Source organism: Pseudomonas indica NBRC 103045 (assembly GCF_002091635.1).
Taxonomy (GTDB): domain Bacteria; phylum Pseudomonadota; class Gammaproteobacteria; order Pseudomonadales; family Pseudomonadaceae; genus Pseudomonas_M; species Pseudomonas_M indica.
Genome location: NZ_BDAC01000013.1, coordinates 120,882 through 141,237, shown reverse-complemented (window position 1 = coordinate 141,237; position 20,356 = coordinate 120,882). Strand labels below are relative to the sequence as shown.

15 protein-coding genes are annotated in these 20,356 nt (G+C 62.5%); all 15 read right to left on the bottom strand.

What is annotated here, in order from left to right:
- Nucleotides 1–2: 2 nt before the first annotated feature.
- The gene (eno, locus tag PIN01S_RS16555; protein ID WP_084337011.1) at nucleotides 3–1,292 is read right to left on the bottom strand and encodes a phosphopyruvate hydratase; all 1,290 of its coding nucleotides are present in this window, start codon (nucleotides 1,290–1,292) and stop codon (nucleotides 3–5) included.
- A gap of 154 nt (nucleotides 1,293–1,446) precedes the next feature.
- Nucleotides 1,447–2,292 carry a 3-deoxy-8-phosphooctulonate synthase gene (gene kdsA / locus PIN01S_RS16550; RefSeq protein WP_084337009.1) on the bottom strand — a complete coding sequence of 282 codons (846 nt, stop codon included), beginning with the start codon at nucleotides 2,290–2,292 and terminating at the stop codon, nucleotides 1,447–1,449.
- Entirely contained in the window at nucleotides 2,289–3,920 is a 1,632-nt protein-coding gene (gene pyrG, locus PIN01S_RS16545) for a CTP synthase (protein WP_084337007.1), read from the bottom strand. Before pyrG ends, kdsA begins: the two co-directional genes overlap by 4 nt.
- 158 nt (nucleotides 3,921–4,078) lie before the next feature.
- Complete coding sequence (gene tilS / locus PIN01S_RS16540) at nucleotides 4,079–5,395, bottom strand: tRNA lysidine(34) synthetase TilS (RefSeq protein ID WP_084337005.1); 1,317 nt, start codon at nucleotides 5,393–5,395, stop codon at nucleotides 4,079–4,081.
- A 97-nt stretch (nucleotides 5,396–5,492) separates the two neighbouring features.
- Nucleotides 5,493–6,443, bottom strand: coding sequence for an acetyl-CoA carboxylase carboxyltransferase subunit alpha (locus PIN01S_RS16535; RefSeq protein WP_084337003.1), 951 nt, complete (start codon nucleotides 6,441–6,443; stop codon nucleotides 5,493–5,495).
- A 127-nt stretch (nucleotides 6,444–6,570) separates the two neighbouring features.
- Nucleotides 6,571–10,092: a DNA polymerase III subunit alpha gene (dnaE, locus tag PIN01S_RS16530; RefSeq protein WP_084337001.1), complete on the bottom strand. Its 3,522-nt coding sequence runs from the start codon at nucleotides 10,090–10,092 to the stop codon at nucleotides 6,571–6,573.
- 102 nt (nucleotides 10,093–10,194) lie between these two features.
- Nucleotides 10,195–11,613, bottom strand: coding sequence for an alanine/glycine:cation symporter family protein (locus PIN01S_RS16525; protein WP_084336999.1), 1,419 nt, complete (start codon nucleotides 11,611–11,613; stop codon nucleotides 10,195–10,197).
- 166 nt (nucleotides 11,614–11,779) lie between these two features.
- On the bottom strand, nucleotides 11,780–12,421 hold the full coding sequence (rnhB, locus tag PIN01S_RS16520; RefSeq protein WP_084336997.1) for a ribonuclease HII: 642 nt from the start codon (nucleotides 12,419–12,421) through the stop codon (nucleotides 11,780–11,782).
- A gap of 12 nt (nucleotides 12,422–12,433) precedes the next feature.
- Nucleotides 12,434–13,597, bottom strand: a complete 1,164-nt coding sequence (gene lpxB / locus PIN01S_RS16515) for a lipid-A-disaccharide synthase (RefSeq protein ID WP_084336995.1) — start codon at nucleotides 13,595–13,597, stop codon at nucleotides 12,434–12,436.
- A gap of 3 nt (nucleotides 13,598–13,600) precedes the next feature.
- The gene (gene lpxA / locus PIN01S_RS16510) at nucleotides 13,601–14,377 is read right to left on the bottom strand and encodes an acyl-ACP--UDP-N-acetylglucosamine O-acyltransferase (protein WP_084336993.1); all 777 of its coding nucleotides are present in this window, start codon (nucleotides 14,375–14,377) and stop codon (nucleotides 13,601–13,603) included.
- Nucleotides 14,374–14,814 (bottom strand): 3-hydroxyacyl-ACP dehydratase FabZ, encoded by a 441-nt coding sequence (gene fabZ / locus PIN01S_RS16505; RefSeq protein ID WP_084336991.1) that lies wholly within the window; start codon nucleotides 14,812–14,814, stop codon nucleotides 14,374–14,376. The genes lpxA and fabZ overlap by 4 nt, the downstream gene beginning before the upstream one ends.
- A gap of 150 nt (nucleotides 14,815–14,964) precedes the next feature.
- Nucleotides 14,965–16,023 carry a UDP-3-O-(3-hydroxymyristoyl)glucosamine N-acyltransferase gene (gene lpxD, locus PIN01S_RS16500; RefSeq protein WP_084336989.1) on the bottom strand — a complete coding sequence of 353 codons (1,059 nt, stop codon included), beginning with the start codon at nucleotides 16,021–16,023 and terminating at the stop codon, nucleotides 14,965–14,967.
- 2 nt (nucleotides 16,024–16,025) lie between these two features.
- Nucleotides 16,026–16,529, bottom strand: a complete 504-nt coding sequence (locus PIN01S_RS16495) for an OmpH/Skp family outer membrane protein (RefSeq protein ID WP_084336987.1) — start codon at nucleotides 16,527–16,529, stop codon at nucleotides 16,026–16,028.
- 33 nt (nucleotides 16,530–16,562) lie between these two features.
- Nucleotides 16,563–18,926 carry an outer membrane protein assembly factor BamA gene (bamA, locus tag PIN01S_RS16490; protein ID WP_084336985.1) on the bottom strand — a complete coding sequence of 788 codons (2,364 nt, stop codon included), beginning with the start codon at nucleotides 18,924–18,926 and terminating at the stop codon, nucleotides 16,563–16,565.
- Nucleotides 18,927–19,000: 74 nt separating this feature from the next.
- Entirely contained in the window at nucleotides 19,001–20,353 is a 1,353-nt protein-coding gene (gene rseP / locus PIN01S_RS16485; protein ID WP_084336983.1) for a sigma E protease regulator RseP, read from the bottom strand.
- Nucleotides 20,354–20,356 lie beyond the last annotated feature (3 nt).

Genomic DNA, 20,356 nt, shown 5'->3' with positions numbered 1-20,356 from the left:
TATCAGCCACGGAACTCGGCGCGACCACGGTACGGTGCCTTGCCAGCCAGTTGCTCCTCGATACGCAGCAGCTGGTTGTACTTCGACACGCGGTCGGAGCGGCACAGGGAACCGGTCTTGATCTGACCGGCGGCAGTGCCTACGGCCAGGTCGGCGATGGTGCTGTCCTCGGTTTCGCCGGAACGGTGCGAGATCACCGCGGTGTAGCCGGCGGCCTTGGCCATCTGGATGGCTTCCAGGGTCTCGGTCAGCGAACCGATCTGGTTGAACTTGATCAGGATCGAGTTGGCGATACCCTTCTCGATACCTTCCTTGAGGATCTTGGTGTTAGTCACGAACAGATCGTCGCCGACCAGTTGCACCTTCTCGCCGATCTTGTCGGTCAGGCCTTTCCAGCCGGCCCAGTCGGACTCGTCCATGCCGTCTTCGATGGAGATGATCGGATAGCGCTGAGTCAAGCCGGCCAGGTAGTCGGCGAAACCGGCGGCGTCGAACGCCTTGCCTTCGCCGGCCAGGTCGTACTGGCCGTCCTTGAAGAACTCGGAGGAAGCGCAGTCCAGCGCCAGGGTCACGTCGGTGCCCAGCTTGTAGCCGGCCTTCTCGACGGCCTCGGCGATGGCAGCCAGGGCGTCTTCATTAGAGGCGAGGTTCGGCGCGAAACCGCCTTCGTCGCCCACCGCAGTGTTAAGGCCACGGGCCTTCAGCACGGCTTTCAGGTGGTGGAAGATCTCGGCGCCCATGCGCAGCGCGTCGGCGAAGGTCTTGGCGCCCACCGGCTGGACCATGAACTCCTGGATATCGACGTTATTGTCGGCGTGCTCGCCGCCGTTGATGATGTTCATCATCGGCACCGGCATGGAGTACTGGCCCGGAGTGCCATTCAGATCGGCGATGTGCACGTACAGCGGCACGCCCTTGGCCTGCGCGGCAGCCTTGGCGGCGGCCAGGGACACGGCGAGGATGGCGTTGGCGCCCAGCTTGGCCTTGTTCTCGGTGCCGTCCAGCTCGATCATCGCCTGGTCCAGTGCCTTCTGCTCGACCGGGTCCTTGCCCAGCAGCAAATCGCGGATCGGGCCATTGATGTTGGCCACGGCCTTGAGTACGCCCTTGCCCAGGTAACGGCTCTTGTCGCCATCACGCAGCTCCAGCGCCTCGCGGGAGCCGGTGGAAGCACCGGACGGCGCGCAGGCGCTGCCGATGATGCCGTTGTCGAGGATCACATCGGCTTCCACGGTGGGGTTGCCGCGGGAGTCGAGAACCTCACGACCTTTGATGTCGACGATCTTTGCCATTGTTGTTAGCACTCCAAGGTTGACGAAAACGCTGCAGCAGACACGCAGCCTGCCGGCACAGACATCCATAATTCGGGGCAGTTCCAACCCTGCCATTCTTCTGACTGGCGGGTCAGGATATGTCCGTGCGGCACTTTACCGGATCGAGCGCCGTTCAGGCAGTCTCGATCGGCGAAAAACTCTTCACCAGATCGTCCAGTTGCTTGAGCTGGGAGAGGAAGGGCTCCAGCTTGTCCAGGCGCAGTGCGCAGGGACCATCGCACTTGGCCTTGTCCGGATCGGGGTGGGCCTCGAGGAACAGACCGGCCAAGCCTTGGCTGAGGCCGGCCTTGGCCAGGTCGGTGACCTGGGCACGGCGACCGCCGGCGGAATCGGCACGGCCACCCGGCATCTGCAGGGCATGGGTGACATCGAAGAAAACCGGGTATTCGAACTGCTTCATGATGCCGAAGCCGAGCATGTCGACGACCAGGTTGTTGTAGCCGAAGGAGGAGCCGCGCTCGCAGAGGATCAGTTGCTCATTACCGGCTTCCTCGCACTTGGCCAGGATGTGCTTCATTTCCTGCGGGGCGAGGAACTGCGCCTTCTTGATGTTGATCACCGCGCCGGTCTTGGCCATGGCCACCACCAGGTCGGTCTGGCGCGACAGGAAGGCCGGCAACTGGATGATGTCGCAGACTTCGGCCACCGGCGCGGCCTGGTAGGGCTCGTGCACGTCGGTGATGACCGGCACGCCGAAAGCCTTCTTCACCTCTTCGAAGATCTTCATGCCCTCTTCCAGGCCGGGGCCACGGAAGGAGTTGATCGAAGAGCGGTTGGCCTTGTCGAAGCTGGCCTTGAAGACGTAGGGGATGCCGAGCTTCTCGGTGACCCGGACGTATTCCTCGCAGACCTTCAGGGCGAGGTCACGCGATTCGAGGACGTTCATGCCGCCGAACAGCACCATGGGTTTGTCGTTGGCGATCTCGATGCCGCCGACGCGAATGATTTTCTGAGTCATGCCTTACGGGCCTTCTGTGCCAGTGCCGCGTTGACGAAGCCGCTGAACAGCGGATGGCCGTCGCGCGGGGTGGACGTGAATTCGGGGTGGAACTGGCAAGCGACGAACCAGGGATGATCCGGCGCCTCGACCACTTCGACCAGTGCGCCGTCGCCGGAGCGGCCGGTGATCTTCAAACCCGCCTGGATCAGTTGCGGCAGCAGGTTGTTGTTCACTTCGTAGCGATGGCGGTGACGCTCGACGATCACGTCCTTACCGTAGCAATCGTGCACCAGCGAGCCGGACTCGAGCTGGCACTCCTGGCCGCCGAGGCGCATGGTGCCGCCCAGGTCGGAGTTCTCGCTGCGGGTTTCCACGGCACCGGTCGCATCCTGCCATTCGGTGATCAGACCGACCACTGGATGGGTCGAGGACTTGTCGAACTCGGTGGAGTTGGCGTCGGTCCAGCCCAATACGTCGCGGGCGAACTCGATCACCGCCACCTGCATGCCGAGGCAGATGCCCAGGTAGGGAATCTTGTTCTCACGGGCGTATTTCACCGTGGTGATCTTGCCTTCCACACCGCGCAGGCCGAACCCGCCCGGAACCAGGATGGCATCGACGCCTTCGAGCAAGCCGGTGCCCTGGTTCTCGATGTCTTCCGAATCGATGTAGCGCAGGTTGACCTTGGTGCGGTTCTGGATGCCGGCATGGCTCATCGCCTCGATCAGCGATTTGTAGGCATCCAGCAGCTCCATGTACTTGCCGACCATGGCGATGGTGACTTCCTTCTCCGGATGCAGCTTGGCATCGACCACGCGATCCCACTCGGAGAGGTCGGCGCCATTGCACTCCAAGCCGAAGCGCTCGACGACGAAGTCATCCAGGCCCTGGGCGTGCAGCACCGACGGAATGCGATAGATGGTGTCGACGTCTTCCAGGGCAATCACCGCACGCTCTTCGACGTTGGTGAAGAGCGCGATCTTGCGGCGCGAGGAGTTGTCGATCGGATGGTCGGAACGGCAGATCAGCACGTCGGGCTGCAGACCGATGGAGCGCAGTTCCTTCACCGAGTGCTGGGTCGGCTTGGTCTTGGTCTCGCCGGCTGTGGCGATGTACGGCACCAGTGTCAGGTGCATCAGCATGGCGCGGCGGGCACCGACTTCCACGCGCAACTGGCGGATCGCCTCGAGGAACGGCTGGGATTCGATGTCACCCACGGTACCGCCGATTTCCACCAGGGCCACGTCGGCATCGCCGGCGCCCTTGATGATGCGGCGCTTGATCTCGTCGGTGATGTGCGGGATCACCTGGATGGTCGCGCCCAGGTAGTCGCCACGGCGCTCCTTGCGCAGCACGTCTTCGTAGACGCGGCCGGTGGTGAAGTTGTTGTTCTGGGTCATGGTCGTGCGGATGAACCGCTCGTAGTGCCCCAAGTCCAGGTCGGTCTCGGCGCCGTCATGGGTGACGAACACTTCACCGTGCTGGAACGGACTCATGGTGCCCGGATCGACGTTGATGTAAGGGTCCAGCTTGAGCATGGTGACCTTCAGGCCCCGCGCCTCCAGGATGGCCGCCAATGATGCCGAGGCGATGCCTTTCCCCAATGAAGAAACAACACCACCCGTGACGAAGATGTAGCGCGTCATGAAAAACCCTAGAAGTCTGCGTTTAAGCGGTCAGCGCCGCCGGGGAAAGCGAAGGAGCGATTGCGCACGAGGCGGCAATAGCGAACTCCCACGGGCACCCGAAGGGTATCCGCAGAAGCTGTAGTAAGACGGGAGCGTAGTCTACTCGAAAGGGTGCCTCAGCTCAAACCATGATCATCCGCCGGCGGTTCCCAGACCAATCGCCAGGACGTGTCGGCGGGCCCGTCCAGGCTCGGAAGATTGGCCACGGCGAGCAACTCGTCGCCTCGGTAGAGCAGCGGCAAACGGCCGCGGACGAAGACCGGCACGCCTCGCTCATTCAGCAGCCGCTTGAGATCGCGATGCCCTCGTTCCGGCAATGCGAGGACTTCTCCGCCCTGGCGGTAGCGAACCCGTAGCGATCCGGACGGTACCTGACCCTCCAGAAGCAGACGGCCGTTGCCCGGCAGCCGCAGGGGAGCGGACGGGTCATGCCATTCCTGAGCAGGCGGGGTCGGCCGAAGCCAGTCACCGGCGAGCCACCACAACCGTCCGTCGGATCGCCGCAGCTCGCCACCCGCCAGCCTCCAGATCGGTCCGGCGTCCGCAGAAGCCCGCAGCAAATCGACCCAGCCCGCCCAGTGATCGCTGTCCGGCAATGGAGTCAGCGGCGCCAGCCAATGACGCATGGCATTGCGCTGACGGGCTGGTGACAGACCGAGCAGCGGTGTCAATGCAAGGGAAGGCAACGGCAACCAGGGAAAGGGAGCCGGGTCCTGCCGGGCCGCTGCCAGATCCTGCCGGGCAAGATCGTCCAGCAGCTCCTGGGCCTCGCGCAAATGGGTGGCACTGCGGGCCAGGTTGTTCTGCACCTGTGGCCAGCGCGCGGCCAGCAACGGCATGACCTGATTACGCAGGTAGTTGCGCGCCATGCGGTCATCCTGGTTGGATGGGTCCTCGACCCAGCTCAGCCCTTCTACCCGCGCATAAGTCTCCAGCTCGCGTCGCGACACATCCAGCAGCGGACGTACCAGCCATCCCCGCCCCAGTCGGCGGCTCGCAGGCATGCCGGCCAGCCCGCGCACACCGGCGCCACGCAACAGACGGAACAGCAAGGTTTCCGCCTGATCGTCGCGGTGCTGGGCGGTCAATAGCACGGCCCCTTCCCCCAGCTCGGCGGCCAGTGCGGCGTAACGCGCCTCACGTGCCGCCCGTTCCAGGCTGGCGCCCGATTCCACCTGCACATGACGAACCTGCAGTGGAACGCCCAACGCAGCGCAGATCTGCCGGCAGTGTTCCGGCCAACCGTCGGCGACAGGCTGCAGGCCATGATGAATGTGGATGGCGGAGAGCGGCGGCAGCGCCTCTCGGGTGGAAAGGCGGGCCAATAGATGCAGCAGAACGCAGGAGTCGAGACCGCCGGACAGGGCGATGTGCCAGACGGGCGCCTCGCGCCAGGGCGCAAGGCAGGTGAGCAGGCGGTCTTCGAGGGTCATAAGGCAGCTGCAAGCTTCAAGCGGCAAGCCACAAGCTTAAAGCTAAACCTCAGCTTCTGGCTTGCAGCTTATGGCTTGCGGCTTGCCGCTGTGACCGTCAGGCCACCCCATAGCTCATCAGGCGATCATAACGACGAGCCAGCAGCTCATCGGTGCCCAGCTTGCGCAGTTTGTCCAACTGGGCGGTCAGTTCCTGGCGGATGCCTTCCGACGCGCTGGCCGGATCGCGATGGGCACCGCCCAGCGGCTCGGGAATCACCTTGTCGACGATGCCCAGGCCTTTCAGGCGCTCAGCCGTGATACCCATGGCTTCGGCGGCTTCCGGCGCCTTCTCGGCGGTTTTCCACAGGATGGAGGCGCAACCTTCCGGCGAGATTACCGAATAGGTGGAGTACTGCAGCATGTTCAACTGGTCGCAGACACCGATGGCCAATGCACCACCGGAACCGCCCTCGCCGATAACGGTGGCGATGATCGGGGTCTTCAGGCGCGCCATCACGCGCAGGTTCCAGGCGATGGCCTCGCTCTGGCCGCGCTCTTCCGCATCGATGCCCGGGTAGGCGCCGGGGGTATCGATGAAGGTGAGGATCGGCATCTTGAAGCGTTCGGCCATTTCCATCAGACGGCAGGCCTTGCGGTAACCCTCTGGGCGCGGCATGCCGAAGTTGCGGCGGACCTTCTCGCGGACGTCACGGCCTTTCTGGTGGCCGATGACCATGACCGGCTGCCCGTTCAGGCGCGCAGTCCCGCCGACGATGGCGGCATCGTCGGAAAAATGCCGGTCGCCGTGCAGCTCTTCGAACTCGGTGAAGATGTGCTCGATGTAGTCGAGGGTATAGGGGCGCTTCGGATGGCGCGCCATCTGGGCGATCTGCCAGCTGGTCAGGTTGCCGAAGATGCTTTCGGTCAGAGACTTGCTCTTCTCCTGCAAGCGGGCAATCTCGTCGCTGATGTTCAGCGCATTGTCGTTGCCGACCAGGCGCAACTCTTCGATCTTGGCTTGCAGGTCGGCGATCGGCTGTTCGAAGTCCAGAAAATTCGGGTTCATAGGCATCCGTCTTGCGTCGACGGCCAAGTGGCCGGGCGGCTGTTTCCATTTGCGCCTTACCTTACGGGAGAGGCGCGTTCAGGTCGAACAAAAATATGCTGAGCGAAGTCCTGGCGCGGACTGGTCGCTAGCGGTAGTGCAAAAAGACGTTGTCTCGCCCGAACTGGTCACGCAACGCCTGAATCAGGTTGTCGGCCGGGTCGATCCGCCAGCTTTCGCCGAACTGCAACAAGGCCCGCGCATCGGGGCCGGTGTAGTCCAGCGTGATCGGACAGGCACCACGATGGCGGCTGCACAGATCGGCCAGCCAGCGCAGACGATCTCCCTTCAGTGCTTCGCTGGCGACCTTCAGGCGCAGGCTCTCGGCCAGGCCGGTACGCGCCTCCTCCAGGCTCATCACGCGCTTGGCGCGCAGACGCAAGCCACCGGAGAAATCGTCGTTGCTGACTTCGCCCTCGACCACTACCAGGGCATCGTTCTGCAAGAGGGCCTGGGCACTGGCAAAGGCATCGGCGAACAACGAGGCCTCGATGCGCCCGGAGCGGTCGTCCAGGGTGATAAAGCCCATCTTGTCGCCCTTCTTGTTCTTCATTACCCGCAGGTTGACGATCAGTCCGGCGACCGTCTGGGTATCACGTGCCGGCTTGAGCTCGACGATGCGCTGCCGGGCGAAGCGCCGCACCTCGCCTTCGTATTCGTCGATGGGGTGGCCGGTGAGGTAAAGCCCCAGGGTGTCCTTCTCGCCCTTGAGGCGCTCCTTGAGCGACAACTCCTTGGCATTGCGGTGGTTGGCGTAGACATCGGCCTCCGGCTCGGCGAACAGACCGCCGAACAGGTCCATGTGACCGCTGTCGTGGCTGCGGGCCGTCTGCTCCGCCGCCTGGATCGCCTCTTCCATGGCCGCTAGCAGCACTGCGCGGTTACGGTCGATGTTGGCCTGGTAGGCCTTGGCTTCGTCGGAGAAGTACGGGCCGAGACGGTCGAGCGCGCCGCCGCGGATCAGCGCCTCCAGGGTGCGCTTGTTGATGCGCTTGAGGTCGACGCGATTGCAGAAATCGAACAGGTCCTTGAACGGCCCGCCTTCGGCACGGCATTCGACGATGGCCTCGACCGGGCCCTCGCCGACCCCCTTGATCGCGCCCAGGCCGTAGACGATGCGGTTGTCGTCATCGACGGTGAACATGAACTCGGAGTTGTTCACGTCCGGCGCGACGATGCGCAGCTTCATGTTCCGGCACTCTTCGATCAGGGTCACCACCTTGTCGGTGTTGTGCATATCCGCGGACAGCACAGCGGCCATGAACGGCGACGGGTAGTGGGCCTTGAGCCAGGCAGTCTGGTACGAGACCAGGCCGTAGGCGGCCGAGTGGGACTTGTTGAAGCCGTAGCCGGCGAACTTTTCCACCAGGTCGAAGATGTTGCCCGCCAGGTCGCCATCGATGCCGTTGTTGGCACAGCCCTCGATGAAGCCGCCGCGCTGCTTGGCCATCTCTTCGGGCTTTTTCTTACCCATGGCACGACGCAGCATATCCGCACCGCCCAGGGTGTAGCCGGCCATCACCTGGGCGATCTGCATCACCTGTTCCTGGTAGAGGATGATGCCGTAGGTGGGTTTCAGCACCGGCTCGAGGCCCGCGTACTGGTAGTCGGGGTGCGGATAGGACACCTCGGCGCGGCCGTGCTTGCGGTTGATGAAGTCGTCCACCATGCCCGACTGCAGCGGGCCCGGTCGGAACAGCGCCACCAGAGCGATGAGATCTTCCAGGCAGTCCGGCTTGAGCTTCTTGATCAGTTCCTTCATGCCCCGCGATTCCAACTGGAATACCGCAGTGGTCTCGGCCTTCTGCAACAGGTCGTAGGTTTTCTTGTCGTCCAGCGGAATAAAGTCGATGTTGACCGGTTCCAGGCCCTTCTTGGCCTGCTCGCGGTTGATGGTCTCCATCGCCCACTTGATGATGGTCAGGGTACGCAGGCCGAGGAAGTCGAACTTCACCAGGCCAGCCTGCTCCACATCGTCCTTGTCGAACTGAGTCACCAGACCGCCGCCTTCGGCGTCACAGGCGATCGGCGAGAAGTCGGTGAGCTTGGTCGGCGCGATCACCACCCCCCCGGCGTGCTTGCCGGTACCGCGGGTGATGCCCTCCAGCTTGAGCGCCATGTCCCAGATTTCCCGAGCGTCCTCGTCGGACTTGAGGAAATCGCGGAGCATCTCTTCCTGTTCATACGCCTTGTCCAGGGTCATGCCGACTTCGAAGGGAATCATCTTCGACAGTTTGTCGGCCAGACCGTAGGACTTGCCCTGCACCCGCGCCACGTCGCGCACCACCGCCTTCGCCGCCATGGTGCCGAAGGTGATGATCTGACTCACGGCATTGCGCCCGTAGGCCTCGGCCACATAGTCGATGACCCGGTCGCGGCCGTCCATGCAGAAGTCGACGTCGAAGTCGGGCATGGAGATCCGCTCGGGGTTGAGGAAGCGCTCGAACAGCAGGTCGTAGGCCAGCGGGTCGAGGTCAGTGATCTTCAGCGCATAGGCCACCAGGCTGCCGGCACCCGATCCCCGGCCAGGGCCTACGGGCACGCCGTTGTTCTTCGCCCACTTGATGAAGTCCATCACGATGAGGAAGTAGCCGGGGAAGCCCATTTGGATGATGGTCCCCAACTCGAAATTCAGGCGGTCGACGTAGACCTGCTTCTTCGCCTCGTAGTCCGGCGTGTCCGGCGGCAGCAGGATGGCCAGGCGCTCTTCCAGTCCCTCGAAAGAAACCTGGCGCAGGTAGTCATCGATAGTCATGCCTTCCGGGATCGGGAAGTTGGGCAGGAAGTATTTGCCCAACTGGACTTCGATGTTGCAGCGTTTGGCGATTTCCACCGTGTTTTCCAGCGCCTCGGGCAGGTCGCTGAACAGCTCCCACATTTCTTCCGGCGTCTTCAGGTACTGCTGGTCGGAATAGGTACGCGGACGGCCCGGGTCGTCCAGGGTCCGGCCTTCACCGATGCAGACGCGGGTCTCGTGGGCCTCGAAGTCGTCCTGCTTGAGGAAGCGCACGTCGTTAGTCGCCACCAGCGGAGCCCCGCAGCGATCGGCCAGGGCGACGGCCGCGTGCAGGTGTTCTTCGTCGTTGGGGCGGCTGGTGCGCTGTACTTCCAGGTAGAAACGGTCGGGGAAGACATCCATCCACTCGGCGAGCAGTGCCTCCGCTTCCGCCTCGTCGCCGTTGAGCAGGGCCTGACCGACTTCCCCCTCTTTTGCGCCGGATAACGCGATCAGCCCTTCCGCGGCCTCCTTGACCCAATCTCGTTCGATGATGATCAGCCCATCGCGCTGGCCATCGGTCCAACCACGGGAGATCAGCTCGGTCAGGTTGCGGTAGCCCTTGGCATTCATCACCAGCAGCGTCAGACGCGACAGCGGCCCATCCTCATTGCGGCTGGCCAGCCAGATGTCGGCACCACAGATCGGCTTCACGCCGCCGCCCATGGCCGCCTTGTAGAACTTCACCAGCGAGCACATGTTGCTCTGGTCGGTCACCGCCACGGCCGGCATGCTCGCTCCCGCCACGGCCTTGATCAGCGGCTTGACGCGCACCAGACCGTCGACCAGGGAGTATTCGGTATGCAGACGCAGGTGAACGAAGGAAACGGCCATGGTGATCCTTTTCAGCGACACGAAAACGACAAGGCCCGGATTGTACCGGGCCCCGTCTGAAAGCTACAGGCTACTCGGCGGCAAGGCCGACAGGCCGGACAATCAACGGCGGTCGTCCCAGATACCGGGCTCCAGCTTGCTCTGCAGCTCCGGGAACTGGCTGGCATCGAACGTCGGCAGCTTGCCGGCCTGGCGCTGCTGGTTGTAATCGCGCGCCAGCTTGATCGCCAGGTCCGATAGCAACAGGATCGCCACCAGGTTGGTGATCGCCATCAGGCCCATGGAAACGTCCGCCAGGCTCCACACGAACGGCAGCGAGGCCAGCGCCCCGAACATCACCATGGCCAGGACGATCAGGCGGAAGATCACCAGCCCCGCCGCATGGTTGTGCTCGAGGAAGACCAGGCAGTTCTCGGCATAGAAATAGTTGGCGACGATCGAGGTGAAGGCGAAGAACAGAATCACCACGGACAGGAAGTACTTCGCCCAGCTACCCACCTCGCTGCTCAGCGCCTGCTGTACCAGCATGATGCCTTGGGAGTCGCCGCTCGGTACGCCGGCGAGCAGAATGATCGCGGCGGACGCCGTGCAGATGAGCAGCGTATCGATGACCACGCCAGCCATCTGGACATAGCCCTGGGAGGCCGGATGCGGCGGGTATGGGGTAGCGGAAGCGGCAGCGTTCGGCGCAGAGCCCATGCCGGCTTCGTTGGAGAAAAGCCCGCGCTTGAAACCGTTCATGATGGCCGCGCCGATGCCGCCGGCCGCCGCCTCGTGCAGGCCGAAGGCACTCTTGAAGATCAGGGCCAGCACCGCCGGAATCTCGCTCAGGTTCATCACGATGACGGCAATCGCCACCAGCAGGTAGGCGGCGGCCATGAACGGAACCGCCAGTTCGGAGAACCGGGCGATCGAGCGCAGCCCGCCGAAGATGATCAGCGCGGTCAGCACCACCACGCCCACGCCGCTCATCCACGGCTTGATGCCGAAGGCCCCGGACATCGCACCGCTGATGGTATTCGCCTGGACCGAATTGAACACGAAGCCGAAGGCAATGATCAGGAAGATCGAGAACAGCACACCCATCCAGCGCGCGTTCAGCCCCTTTTCCATGTAGTAGGCCGGACCTCCGCGGTACTGGCCTTCGGCATCGCGGGTCTTGAACAACTGGGCAAGGGTTGCCTCGACGAAACCGGTTGCCATGCCCACAAGGGCGATCATCCACATCCAGAAGATGGCGCCCGGCCCACCGAGCGTGATCGCTACGGCGACGCCGGCGACGTTACCGGTCCCGACACGCGCGGCGAGGGAGGTACAGAGCGCCTGGAAGGAAGAAATACCCGCGTCGTCGCTGCCGCGGCTGCCCTTGAGCACCGTGAAAATATGACCGAAGTGGCGGAACTGGATCAGCCCCAGCCGCGCGGTGAAGTACAGGCCGCAGCCCACCAGCAGCCAGATCAGCACCTTGCCCCAGATGAGACCATTGAGAACGTCCACGACCTGATTGGCGATTTCTTGCATGAATGACTCCCTGCCGCTTATGGCGACTTTGTTGTCGTTAGGCCTTGGGATAAAGACCGCTATGACTGCACGCCTGCGGTTCGCAGACGTCCGTCGTGATCGAGGCCAGCCGAGGCTGGCAGAAGGGGCGGCACTTTCCCCTATCGAGGTAGGGAAAGGCTTACGGTCAAACGACCAAAGCGTTCGCCGATGCGACAGCGGTGGGGGTTTCCAATACTTCCAGCAAGGCCTTCACGGGTGCGAAGGAACGCCGGTGAATAGGCGTCGGCCCCAGGCGCTGCAAGGCTCCCAAGTGCTCCGGCGTGGGATAGCCTTTATGACCAGCCATGCCGTAGCCGGGATAGATGAGGTCCAAAGCAACCATCTCGCGATCGCGGCTGACCTTGGCCAGGATGGAAGCGGCGGCGATCGCCGGCACCTGTGCGTCACCCTGCACCACCGGCGCCGAGGGCACCGAGAGCTTGGGGCAACGGTTGCCATCGATCAGTGCCAGTTTCGGCACGACACTCAGGCCTTCCACCGCACGCTGCATGGCCAGCATAGTGGCATGCAGAATGTTCAGGCTGTCGATTTCTTCCACCTCGGCCCGGGCGATGCACCAGGCCAGGGCCTTCTCGCAGATTTCGTCGTACAGCGCCTCGCGCCGGGCCTCGGTGAGTTTCTTCGAATCGTTGAGCCCCTGGATGGGACGGCTCGGGTCGAGGATCACCGCAGCGGTCACCACAGGCCCGCAGAGCGGCCCGCGGCCAACTTCGTCGACCCCGGCGACCAAGGCTTCGACCAGATTGAAATCCAGACCCAGTTGCATCCGTTCGCTCCGTCAGTTCAAGGCTTGCTGCCAAGGCGCGGCCGATTCGGGCAGTGCCAGCTTGAGCACCGCCTCCGCCGCCTGGCTCGAGGCATCGCGGCGCAAGGCGCGATGAATCACGTCGAACCCTTCGGTCTGCGCCTGGCCACCATCGATCAAGGGCACCAATGCCCGGGCCAATGCCTCCGGTGTGGCAGCATCCTGCAGCAGCTCGGGCACCAGGGGGCGCTCGGCGAGCAGGTTCGGCAGCGATACGTAGGGGCTTTTCACCAGGCGCCGGAGAATACGATAGGTCATCGGCGCAACCTTGTACGCCACCACCATGGGCCGCTTGTACAGCAAAGCCTCCAGGGTCGCGGTACCGGACGCGATGAGGACCGCATCGCAGGCGGCCAAGGCGTCATGCGAACGGCCGTCGAGCAGGCTGAGTGGCAGGTCGCGGCCTGCCAGCATCTGCTCCAACTGGGCGCGGCGCTCGGGACTGGCGCAGGGCAGGACGAAGCGTACGCCGGGCCGCAACGCGCGCAGCCGTTCGGCCGCATCGAGGAACAGCTCGCCCAGACGCGCCACTTCACCGCCCCGGCTACCAGGCAGCAAGGCGATCACCGGCTCGTCCAGGGGTAAATCCAGTTCGCGGCGAACCGCCATCCGGTCGGCCTGCATGGGAATGCTGTCCGCCAAGGGATGCCCGACGAAACGCACCGGCACCTGGTGCGCATCGTAGAACTGCGCCTCGAAGGGGAACAGCGTGAGCATCAAGTCACAGGCTTCGCGGATTTTCAGTACGCGCTTCTGCCGCCAGGCCCAGACGGATGGGCTGACGTAATGCACAGTCTTGATGCCGGCACGGCGTAGTTTCAGCTCGACACCCAGGTTGAAATCCGGCGCGTCGATGCCGATGAATACGTCCGGCTTGGCGGCGATCAATGTCTCTATCAGACGTTTGCGGCGTGACAGCAGCTCAGGCAGGCGGCCGAGCACTTCGACCAACCCCATCACCGACAGGCGTTCCATCGGAAAGTAAGGCATCAACCCCTCGGCCTGCATGCGCGGCCCACCAACGCCGATGAATTCGATGTCGCCGTGGCGCGCCTTGAGCGCCTGCATCAGGCCAGAACCGAGGATGTCGCCGGAAGCTTCACCAGCCACCAACGCGATACGCAAGCGAGGCGTCATGGTTCAGCGCGTGATGCCGCGGGTCGAGGACTGGATGGAGTCGCGGAAGACGGCGACTTCCGGGAATTGTGCAGCCGTTTCGGCCAGCTCTTCCAGGGCCTGCTCCACCGTCAGCCCTTGGCGATAGACCACCTTGTAGGCACGACGCAGCGCCTGGATCGCCTCCGCACTGAAACCGCGCCGGCGCATGCCTTCGAAGTTCATGCTGCGCGCTTCCGCCGGGTTGCCGAAGACGGTGACATACGCCGGCACGTCCTTACCGATGGCAGTACCCATGCCGGAAAAGCTATGGGCACCGATTCGGCAGAACTGATGCACCAGGGTGAAGCCGGACAGGATCGCCCAATCATCCATGTGAACATGGCCAGCCAGGGCGGTGTTGTTGACCAGGATGCAGTGATTGCCGATCACACTGTCGTGGCCGATATGCACATAGGCCATCAGCAGGTTGTGATCGCCAATGGTGGTTTCCGAACGGTCCTGCACGGTGCCGCGATGGATGGTCACACCCTCGCGGATCACATTGTGATCGCCGATCACCAGACGCGTCGGCTCACCTTTGTATTTCAGATCGGGGGTGTCCTCACCTACCGAGGAAAACTGGTAGATGCGATTGTGCTTGCCGATCCGGGTCGGCCCCTTGATGACCACATGGGGACCGACCACCGTACCCTCGCCAATTTCCACATCGGGCCCGACGATAGACCAGGGACCGACCTGTACGTCGTCTGCCAGCCTGGCCGAGGGATCGATGATCGCGCGAGGGTCAATCAAACTCATAGCTTGCGTTCCGCACAGATGATTTCAGCCGAGCAGACTTCCTTGCCGTCCACGCTCGCCTGGCAATCGAACTTCCAGATGCCGCGCTTCACGCTGAGGAAGCGGGCTTCGAGGATCAGTTGGTCGCCCGGCATCACCGGCGAGCGGAAGCGCAGCTTGTCGGAACCGACGAAGTAATAGAGGGTGCCGTCCGCCGGCTTCACATCGAGCATCTTGAAGCCGAGGATACCGGCAGCCTGGGCCATGGCTTCGATGATGAGCACGCCCGGCATGATCGGATGCTGGGGAAAGTGCCCGTTGAAGAACGGCTCGTTGATGCTGACATTCTTGTAGGCGCGAATGCGCTTGCCTTCGATATCCAGCTCAGCCACCCGATCAACCAGCAGGAAGGGGTAGCGATGCGGCAGGTATTCGCGAATCTCGTTGATGTCCATCATGTTCCGGGGAAGCCTGTTATAGAAAAGTGAAGCGCGCCATCGAGCGCAGTCATTCCGTTTTCAGATCAACCGTACGTGCCATGGCCGCGCGCAGCGCAAGTTCGTTCGAAAAATCACTAGCGACCGGGTACGGTCGATATGGAAAAGGAATCAGGCATCAGATGATGTATCCCTGCCCGAGGTCACGGCAGCCAGTTGCTTTTCCAGTTGCTGCAGGCGGCGGGCCATGTCATCCAACTGACGAATCCGCGCCACGCTCTTCTTCCATTCGGCCGCCGGCTGCATAGCAGTCCCCGAAGAATAGGCCCCCGGCTCGCTGATCGAGCGGGTGACCATGGTCATTCCGGTCACGAACACGTTATCGCAGACCTCGATGTGGCCGACCATACCGACACCGCCCGCGATCATGCAATGCCTGCCGATCTTGGTGCTGCCGGAAATCCCCACGCAGGCGGCCATCGCGGTGTGATCGCCGACCTGCACGTTGTGCGCGATCATGATCTGGTTGTCCAGCTTCACGCCATCGCCGATGCGGGTATCCGCCAGCGCGCCCCGATCGATGGTGGTGTTGGCGCCGATCTCGACGTCATCGCCGATGGTGACCCCGCCGATCTGAGCGATCTTCTGCCAGATGCCTTTTTCATTGGCGAAACCGAAGCCTTCGCCACCGATCACCGCGCCGGACTGGATTACCACCCGCTTGCCGATGCGTACGTCGTGGTACAGCGTCACTCGCGGAGCCAGCCAACCACCTTCACCGATCTCGCTACGCGCGCCAACGAAGCAGTGAGCACCCACCGTGACGCCGGCAGCGATCCGAGCACCCGCTTCGATGACGGCGTAGGCGCCAATGCTGGCGCTGGCATCCACCAGCGCATCGGCGGCGACCACCGCCGTCGGATGAACACCGGGTACTGCCTGCGGTTTGCGATCGAACAGATGGGAAAGCTGGGCATAGGCCAGATAAGGATTGGCCACCAGAAGTGCATCGCCCTCATAGCCATCCGCGTCGGCCGGCGTGAGCAGCAGAGCTGCGGCCTGGGTCTGTGCGAGGTACTTCCGGTATTGCGGGTTGGCGAGGAAACTCAGCTCTCCGGGGCCAGCCTCTTGCAAGGTAGCCAGCCCGCTGATCGGCTTGTCCGCAGCGCCACGCAGGGTGGCACCGAGACGCTCGGCCAGATCGCCGAGGGTAAACACGATAGCTGTCATGATCAGCGCAGCTGATTCATGCGCTCGATGACCTGGCGGGTGATGTCGAACTGGGGTTTGACATCAATCACCGCACCGCGCTCGAAAACCAGATCGAAGCCACCTTTCTTGATGACCTCTTCCACGGCCTGGTCCAGCTTCGGCTTGAGCTGCTTGAGCATGTCACGATCGGCGATGGCCTTGGCTTCGTTCAGCTCCTTGGACTGGAACTGGAAGTCACGGGCTTTCTGCTTGAATTCCAGCTCGAGGCGCTCGCGCTCGGCCTGCTGCATCTTCTCGCCCTCTTTGACGAGGCGATCCTGGATGCGCTTGGCGTCGCTTTCCAGCGTCTTCAGCTTGGTCAACTGCGGGCCGAACTTCTTCTCCGCATCCACGGCGTACTTCTTCGCCGCATCGGACTCGAGCAAGGCCATCTGATAGTTCAGCACGGCAATCTTCATTTCGGCGAAAGCCGGAGTTGCCAGCAGGACAGCGCTGAACAGAACCAATTGAGTCAACTTACGCACAATGCACTCCTGCTAAAACCTGTTGGATTGCTGTTAGAAGGTCTGGCCCAGGGAAAACTGGAAGACCTGGGTATCCGCTTCGTCCGGCTTCTTGATCGGCATGGCCAGGCTGAAACTCAGCGGGCCCAGGGCCGTGATCCAGGTCAGACCGACACCGACGGAGCTGGCCAGATTGCTGTAATCGATATCGCACCCCGGCTCGTTCCGGCTCTTCTGTGCGGAACTGCAGTTGGTGTCGAACACATTACCCACATCCCAGAAGAGTGCGGTACGCAGGGAACGCTGGTCCTTGACGAACGGCATCGGGAACAACAGTTCGACACCACCCTGGACCAGCACGTTACCGCCAAAGGGCAACGGGTCCTGGTCCGGATCCTTCAGGGTACCGGGATTGGAACCATCGCTGGGCGTACTACGCGGCCCCAGACTGCTGTCTTTGAAACCACGCACCGAGTTGAAGCCACCCGCATAGTAGTGCTCATAGAATGGCAGCTCGGAGGTCGAGCCGAAGCTGTCGCCATAACCCAGTTCAGTGTGGAAACGCAGGGTGTAACTGTCACTCAGCGGGGTGAACAACTGGCCACGATAGTCGAGTTTGTAGAACGACAGGTCGCTGCCGGGTACCGTAGTTTCGAGTACCAGACTCTGCGAATGGCCACGGGTTGCCAGCACGCCCCGGTTCAAGGTGGACTCGGACCAGCCGGCGGACGCCTTGAAGTTCAGGTAGCTGTCGCCTTCCTGTTCGATGAAATCGAAGATCTCGTCAACCGTGTAGCGACCGGTATTGATGTCATCCTGCTGGGCCGTCAGGCCGAAAGTCAGACGCGATGTCTCGCTGATCGGGTAGCCGATGCTGACACCACCGCCCAGACTGTCCACCGCATAGCTGGATACATCGACATCCAACTCGTCGTAGTCGGTGGTGCGGTAGAAGGCGTTGTAACCCAGGCTGACTCCGTCGACCGTCCAGTAGGGATCGACGAAGCCGAAGTTGTAACGGGTCTGGTATTCACTGCGGGTCAGACCGATGCTGACCTTGTTACCGGTACCCAGGAAGTTGTTCTGGCTGATCGAACCGCCCAGGATCAGGCCCGCATTCTGAGCGAAACCGACGCTGGCGGTGATCGAGCCGGACGGCTGCTCTTCGACGCTGTAGTTGACGTCGATCTGGTCGTCGGTACCCGGCACCTGCGGGGTCTCGACGTTGACTTCCTTGAAGAAGCCGAGACGTTCGAGGCGGGTCTTGGACTGGTCGATCAGGTAGGTCGAGGCCCAGCCACCTTCCATCTGGCGCATTTCGCGGCGCAGCACTTCGTCCTCGGACTTGGTGTTGCCACGGAAGTTGATGCGGTTGACGTAGGCACGCTTGCCCGGATCGACGACGAAGGTGATGGAGACGGTGTTGTCTTCATCGTGGGCTTCGGGAACGCCGTTCACGTTGGCGAAGGTGTAGCCCTCGTTACCCAGACGGCGAGTGATCAACTCGGAAGTGGTGGTCATCACCTTGCGGGAGAACACCTGCCCTTCCTTGACCAGCAGCAGCGCCTTGACTTCCTCTTCCGGCACCTTGAGATCACCGGACAGTTTCACGTCGCGAACCGTGTACTTCTCGCCCTCGTCGACGTTGACGGTGATGTACACGTGCTTTTTGTCGGGGGTAATGGATACCTGGGTGGAAGAGATATCCATGTTGATGTAGCCGCGGTCCAGGTAATAGGAACGCAAACGCTCCAGGTCACCGGACAGTTTTTCGCGGGCGTACTTGTCGTCGTTCTTGAAGAACGACAGCCAGTTGGTGGTCTTCAGCTCGAACAGGTCGATCAGGTCTTCGTCCGGGAATACCGTGTTGCCCACGACGTTGATGTGCTGGATGGCAGCGACCGAGCCCTCGTTGATATCGATCTTCAATGCGACGCGGTTGCGCGGCTGCGGGATGACTTCGGTCTCGATGGTCGCCGAGTAGCGGCCTTGCGCCACATACTGGCGCTGAAGCTCGTTGCGCACCCCTTCGAGGGTCGCTCGCTGGAAGATCTCGCCCTCGGCCAGGCCGGATTGCTTGAGGCCCTTGAGCAGGTCTTCGGTGCTGATCGCCTTGTTGCCTTCGATCTCGATGCTGGAAATCGAAGGTCGCTCGACTACATTGATCACCAGCACGTCGCCATCGCGACCGAGCTGGATATCCTGGAAGAAGCCGGTCTTGAACAGCGACCGCGTCGCTTCGACCAGGCGGCGATCATCCGCCTGCTCGCCCACGTTCAGCGGCAGTGCGCCGAATACGCTGCCGGCGGAGACCCGCTGCAGACCATTGACTCGGATATCGGAGATGGTGAAGGACTCGGCGTGAACCTCGGCAATCATGAGTGCGGCAAGCACCGCAGGTAGCAGCAAGCGTTTCATGAAGTCCTTTTTTATTCCAACTGATAATAAAGAAAATGCCGCTCAGCGCGGCAGATTCGGAATTCAGCGTTGCGTTACAGCCGGCTCAGGTCGTTGACCAGGGCGAGCAACATCACCCCTATGACCAGACTGATACCGATCTGTACCCCCCATGCCTGCACCCGCTCCGACAAGGGACGACCCCGCGCCCACTCGATCAGATAGAACAACAGGTGCCCCCCATCCAGGACGGGGATCGGCAACAGATTGAGAACCCCCAGACTTATGCTCAGGTAGGCGAGGAAATTGAGAAAATCCCCAACCCCAGACTGGGCCGAAGCGCCCGCCACTTTAGCAATGGTTATCGGCCCACTCAAGTTTTTTACCGAGAGCTCGCCGAAGAGCATTTTCTTCATCGAATCAAGGGTCAGGACACTCATCACCCAGGTACGCCTGAGCCCTTCGCCGACCGCCTCCACAGGGCCGAAGCTGACCTCGCGCAGCATGTCCTCCGGCCAATCGACTTCCTGCACCCCGGCCCCCAGATAGCCGGTGCGAGCCTTCTCTTCCCCGCGCGCAGCCAGGGTCAGCGGTATTTCCAGGCGCTCGCCGGCACGTTCGACACTGAGCGCGATGCGCTGGCCGGGACGGGCCCGGACCTGATCGACCACTTGCTGCCAGTCGTCCAGCGGCGCGCCATCCAACGCCAGAAGGCGGTCACCTGCCTTGAGCCCGGCGGCCTTGGCCGGCCCGCTTTCGTCGAACGACGCCAGGACCGGAGGCAATGCGGGGCGCCAGGGGCGAATACCGAGAGAACCGATGGGATCGGGACTGTCGACACCCTTTAGCCATTCGTGCAACACCACCTGACGAGGACTTTCCTGCGTACTGCCGGGCTCGCGCACTCGCACATCGAGGGTGCCGCTTTCGCCCAGGCGGCGCACCAACTGCAGATTGACGGCCGCCCAGCCGGGGGTCGGCTCGCCGTTCACCGAGACGATTTCCTCACCCACCTGCAAGCCCGCCTCGGCTGCCAGGCTGCCCTCCTCGACCGTGCCGATGACAGGCTTCACCTGCTGGCTGCCCAGCATGGCCAGGAGCCAGAAGAACAATAAAGCCAGGAGGAAGTTGGCCAAGGGGCCGGCGGAAACGATAGCAATGCGCTGGCGCACGGATTTGCGATTGAAAGCCTGATCGAGCAACTGGGGCGGCACATCGCCTTCGCGCTCATCAAGCATCTTGACGTAACCGCCCAGCGGAATGGCAGCAACGACGAACTCGGTGCCATGGCAATCATGCCAACGCAACAGGGGCGTACCGAAGCCAACGGAAAAACGCAGCACCTTTACGCCACAGCGGCGTGCGACCCAGAAGTGGCCGAATTCGTGGAACGTGACCAGCACCCCGAGCGCGACCAGGGTACCGACAATCATGTAAAGCGCGCTCATCGA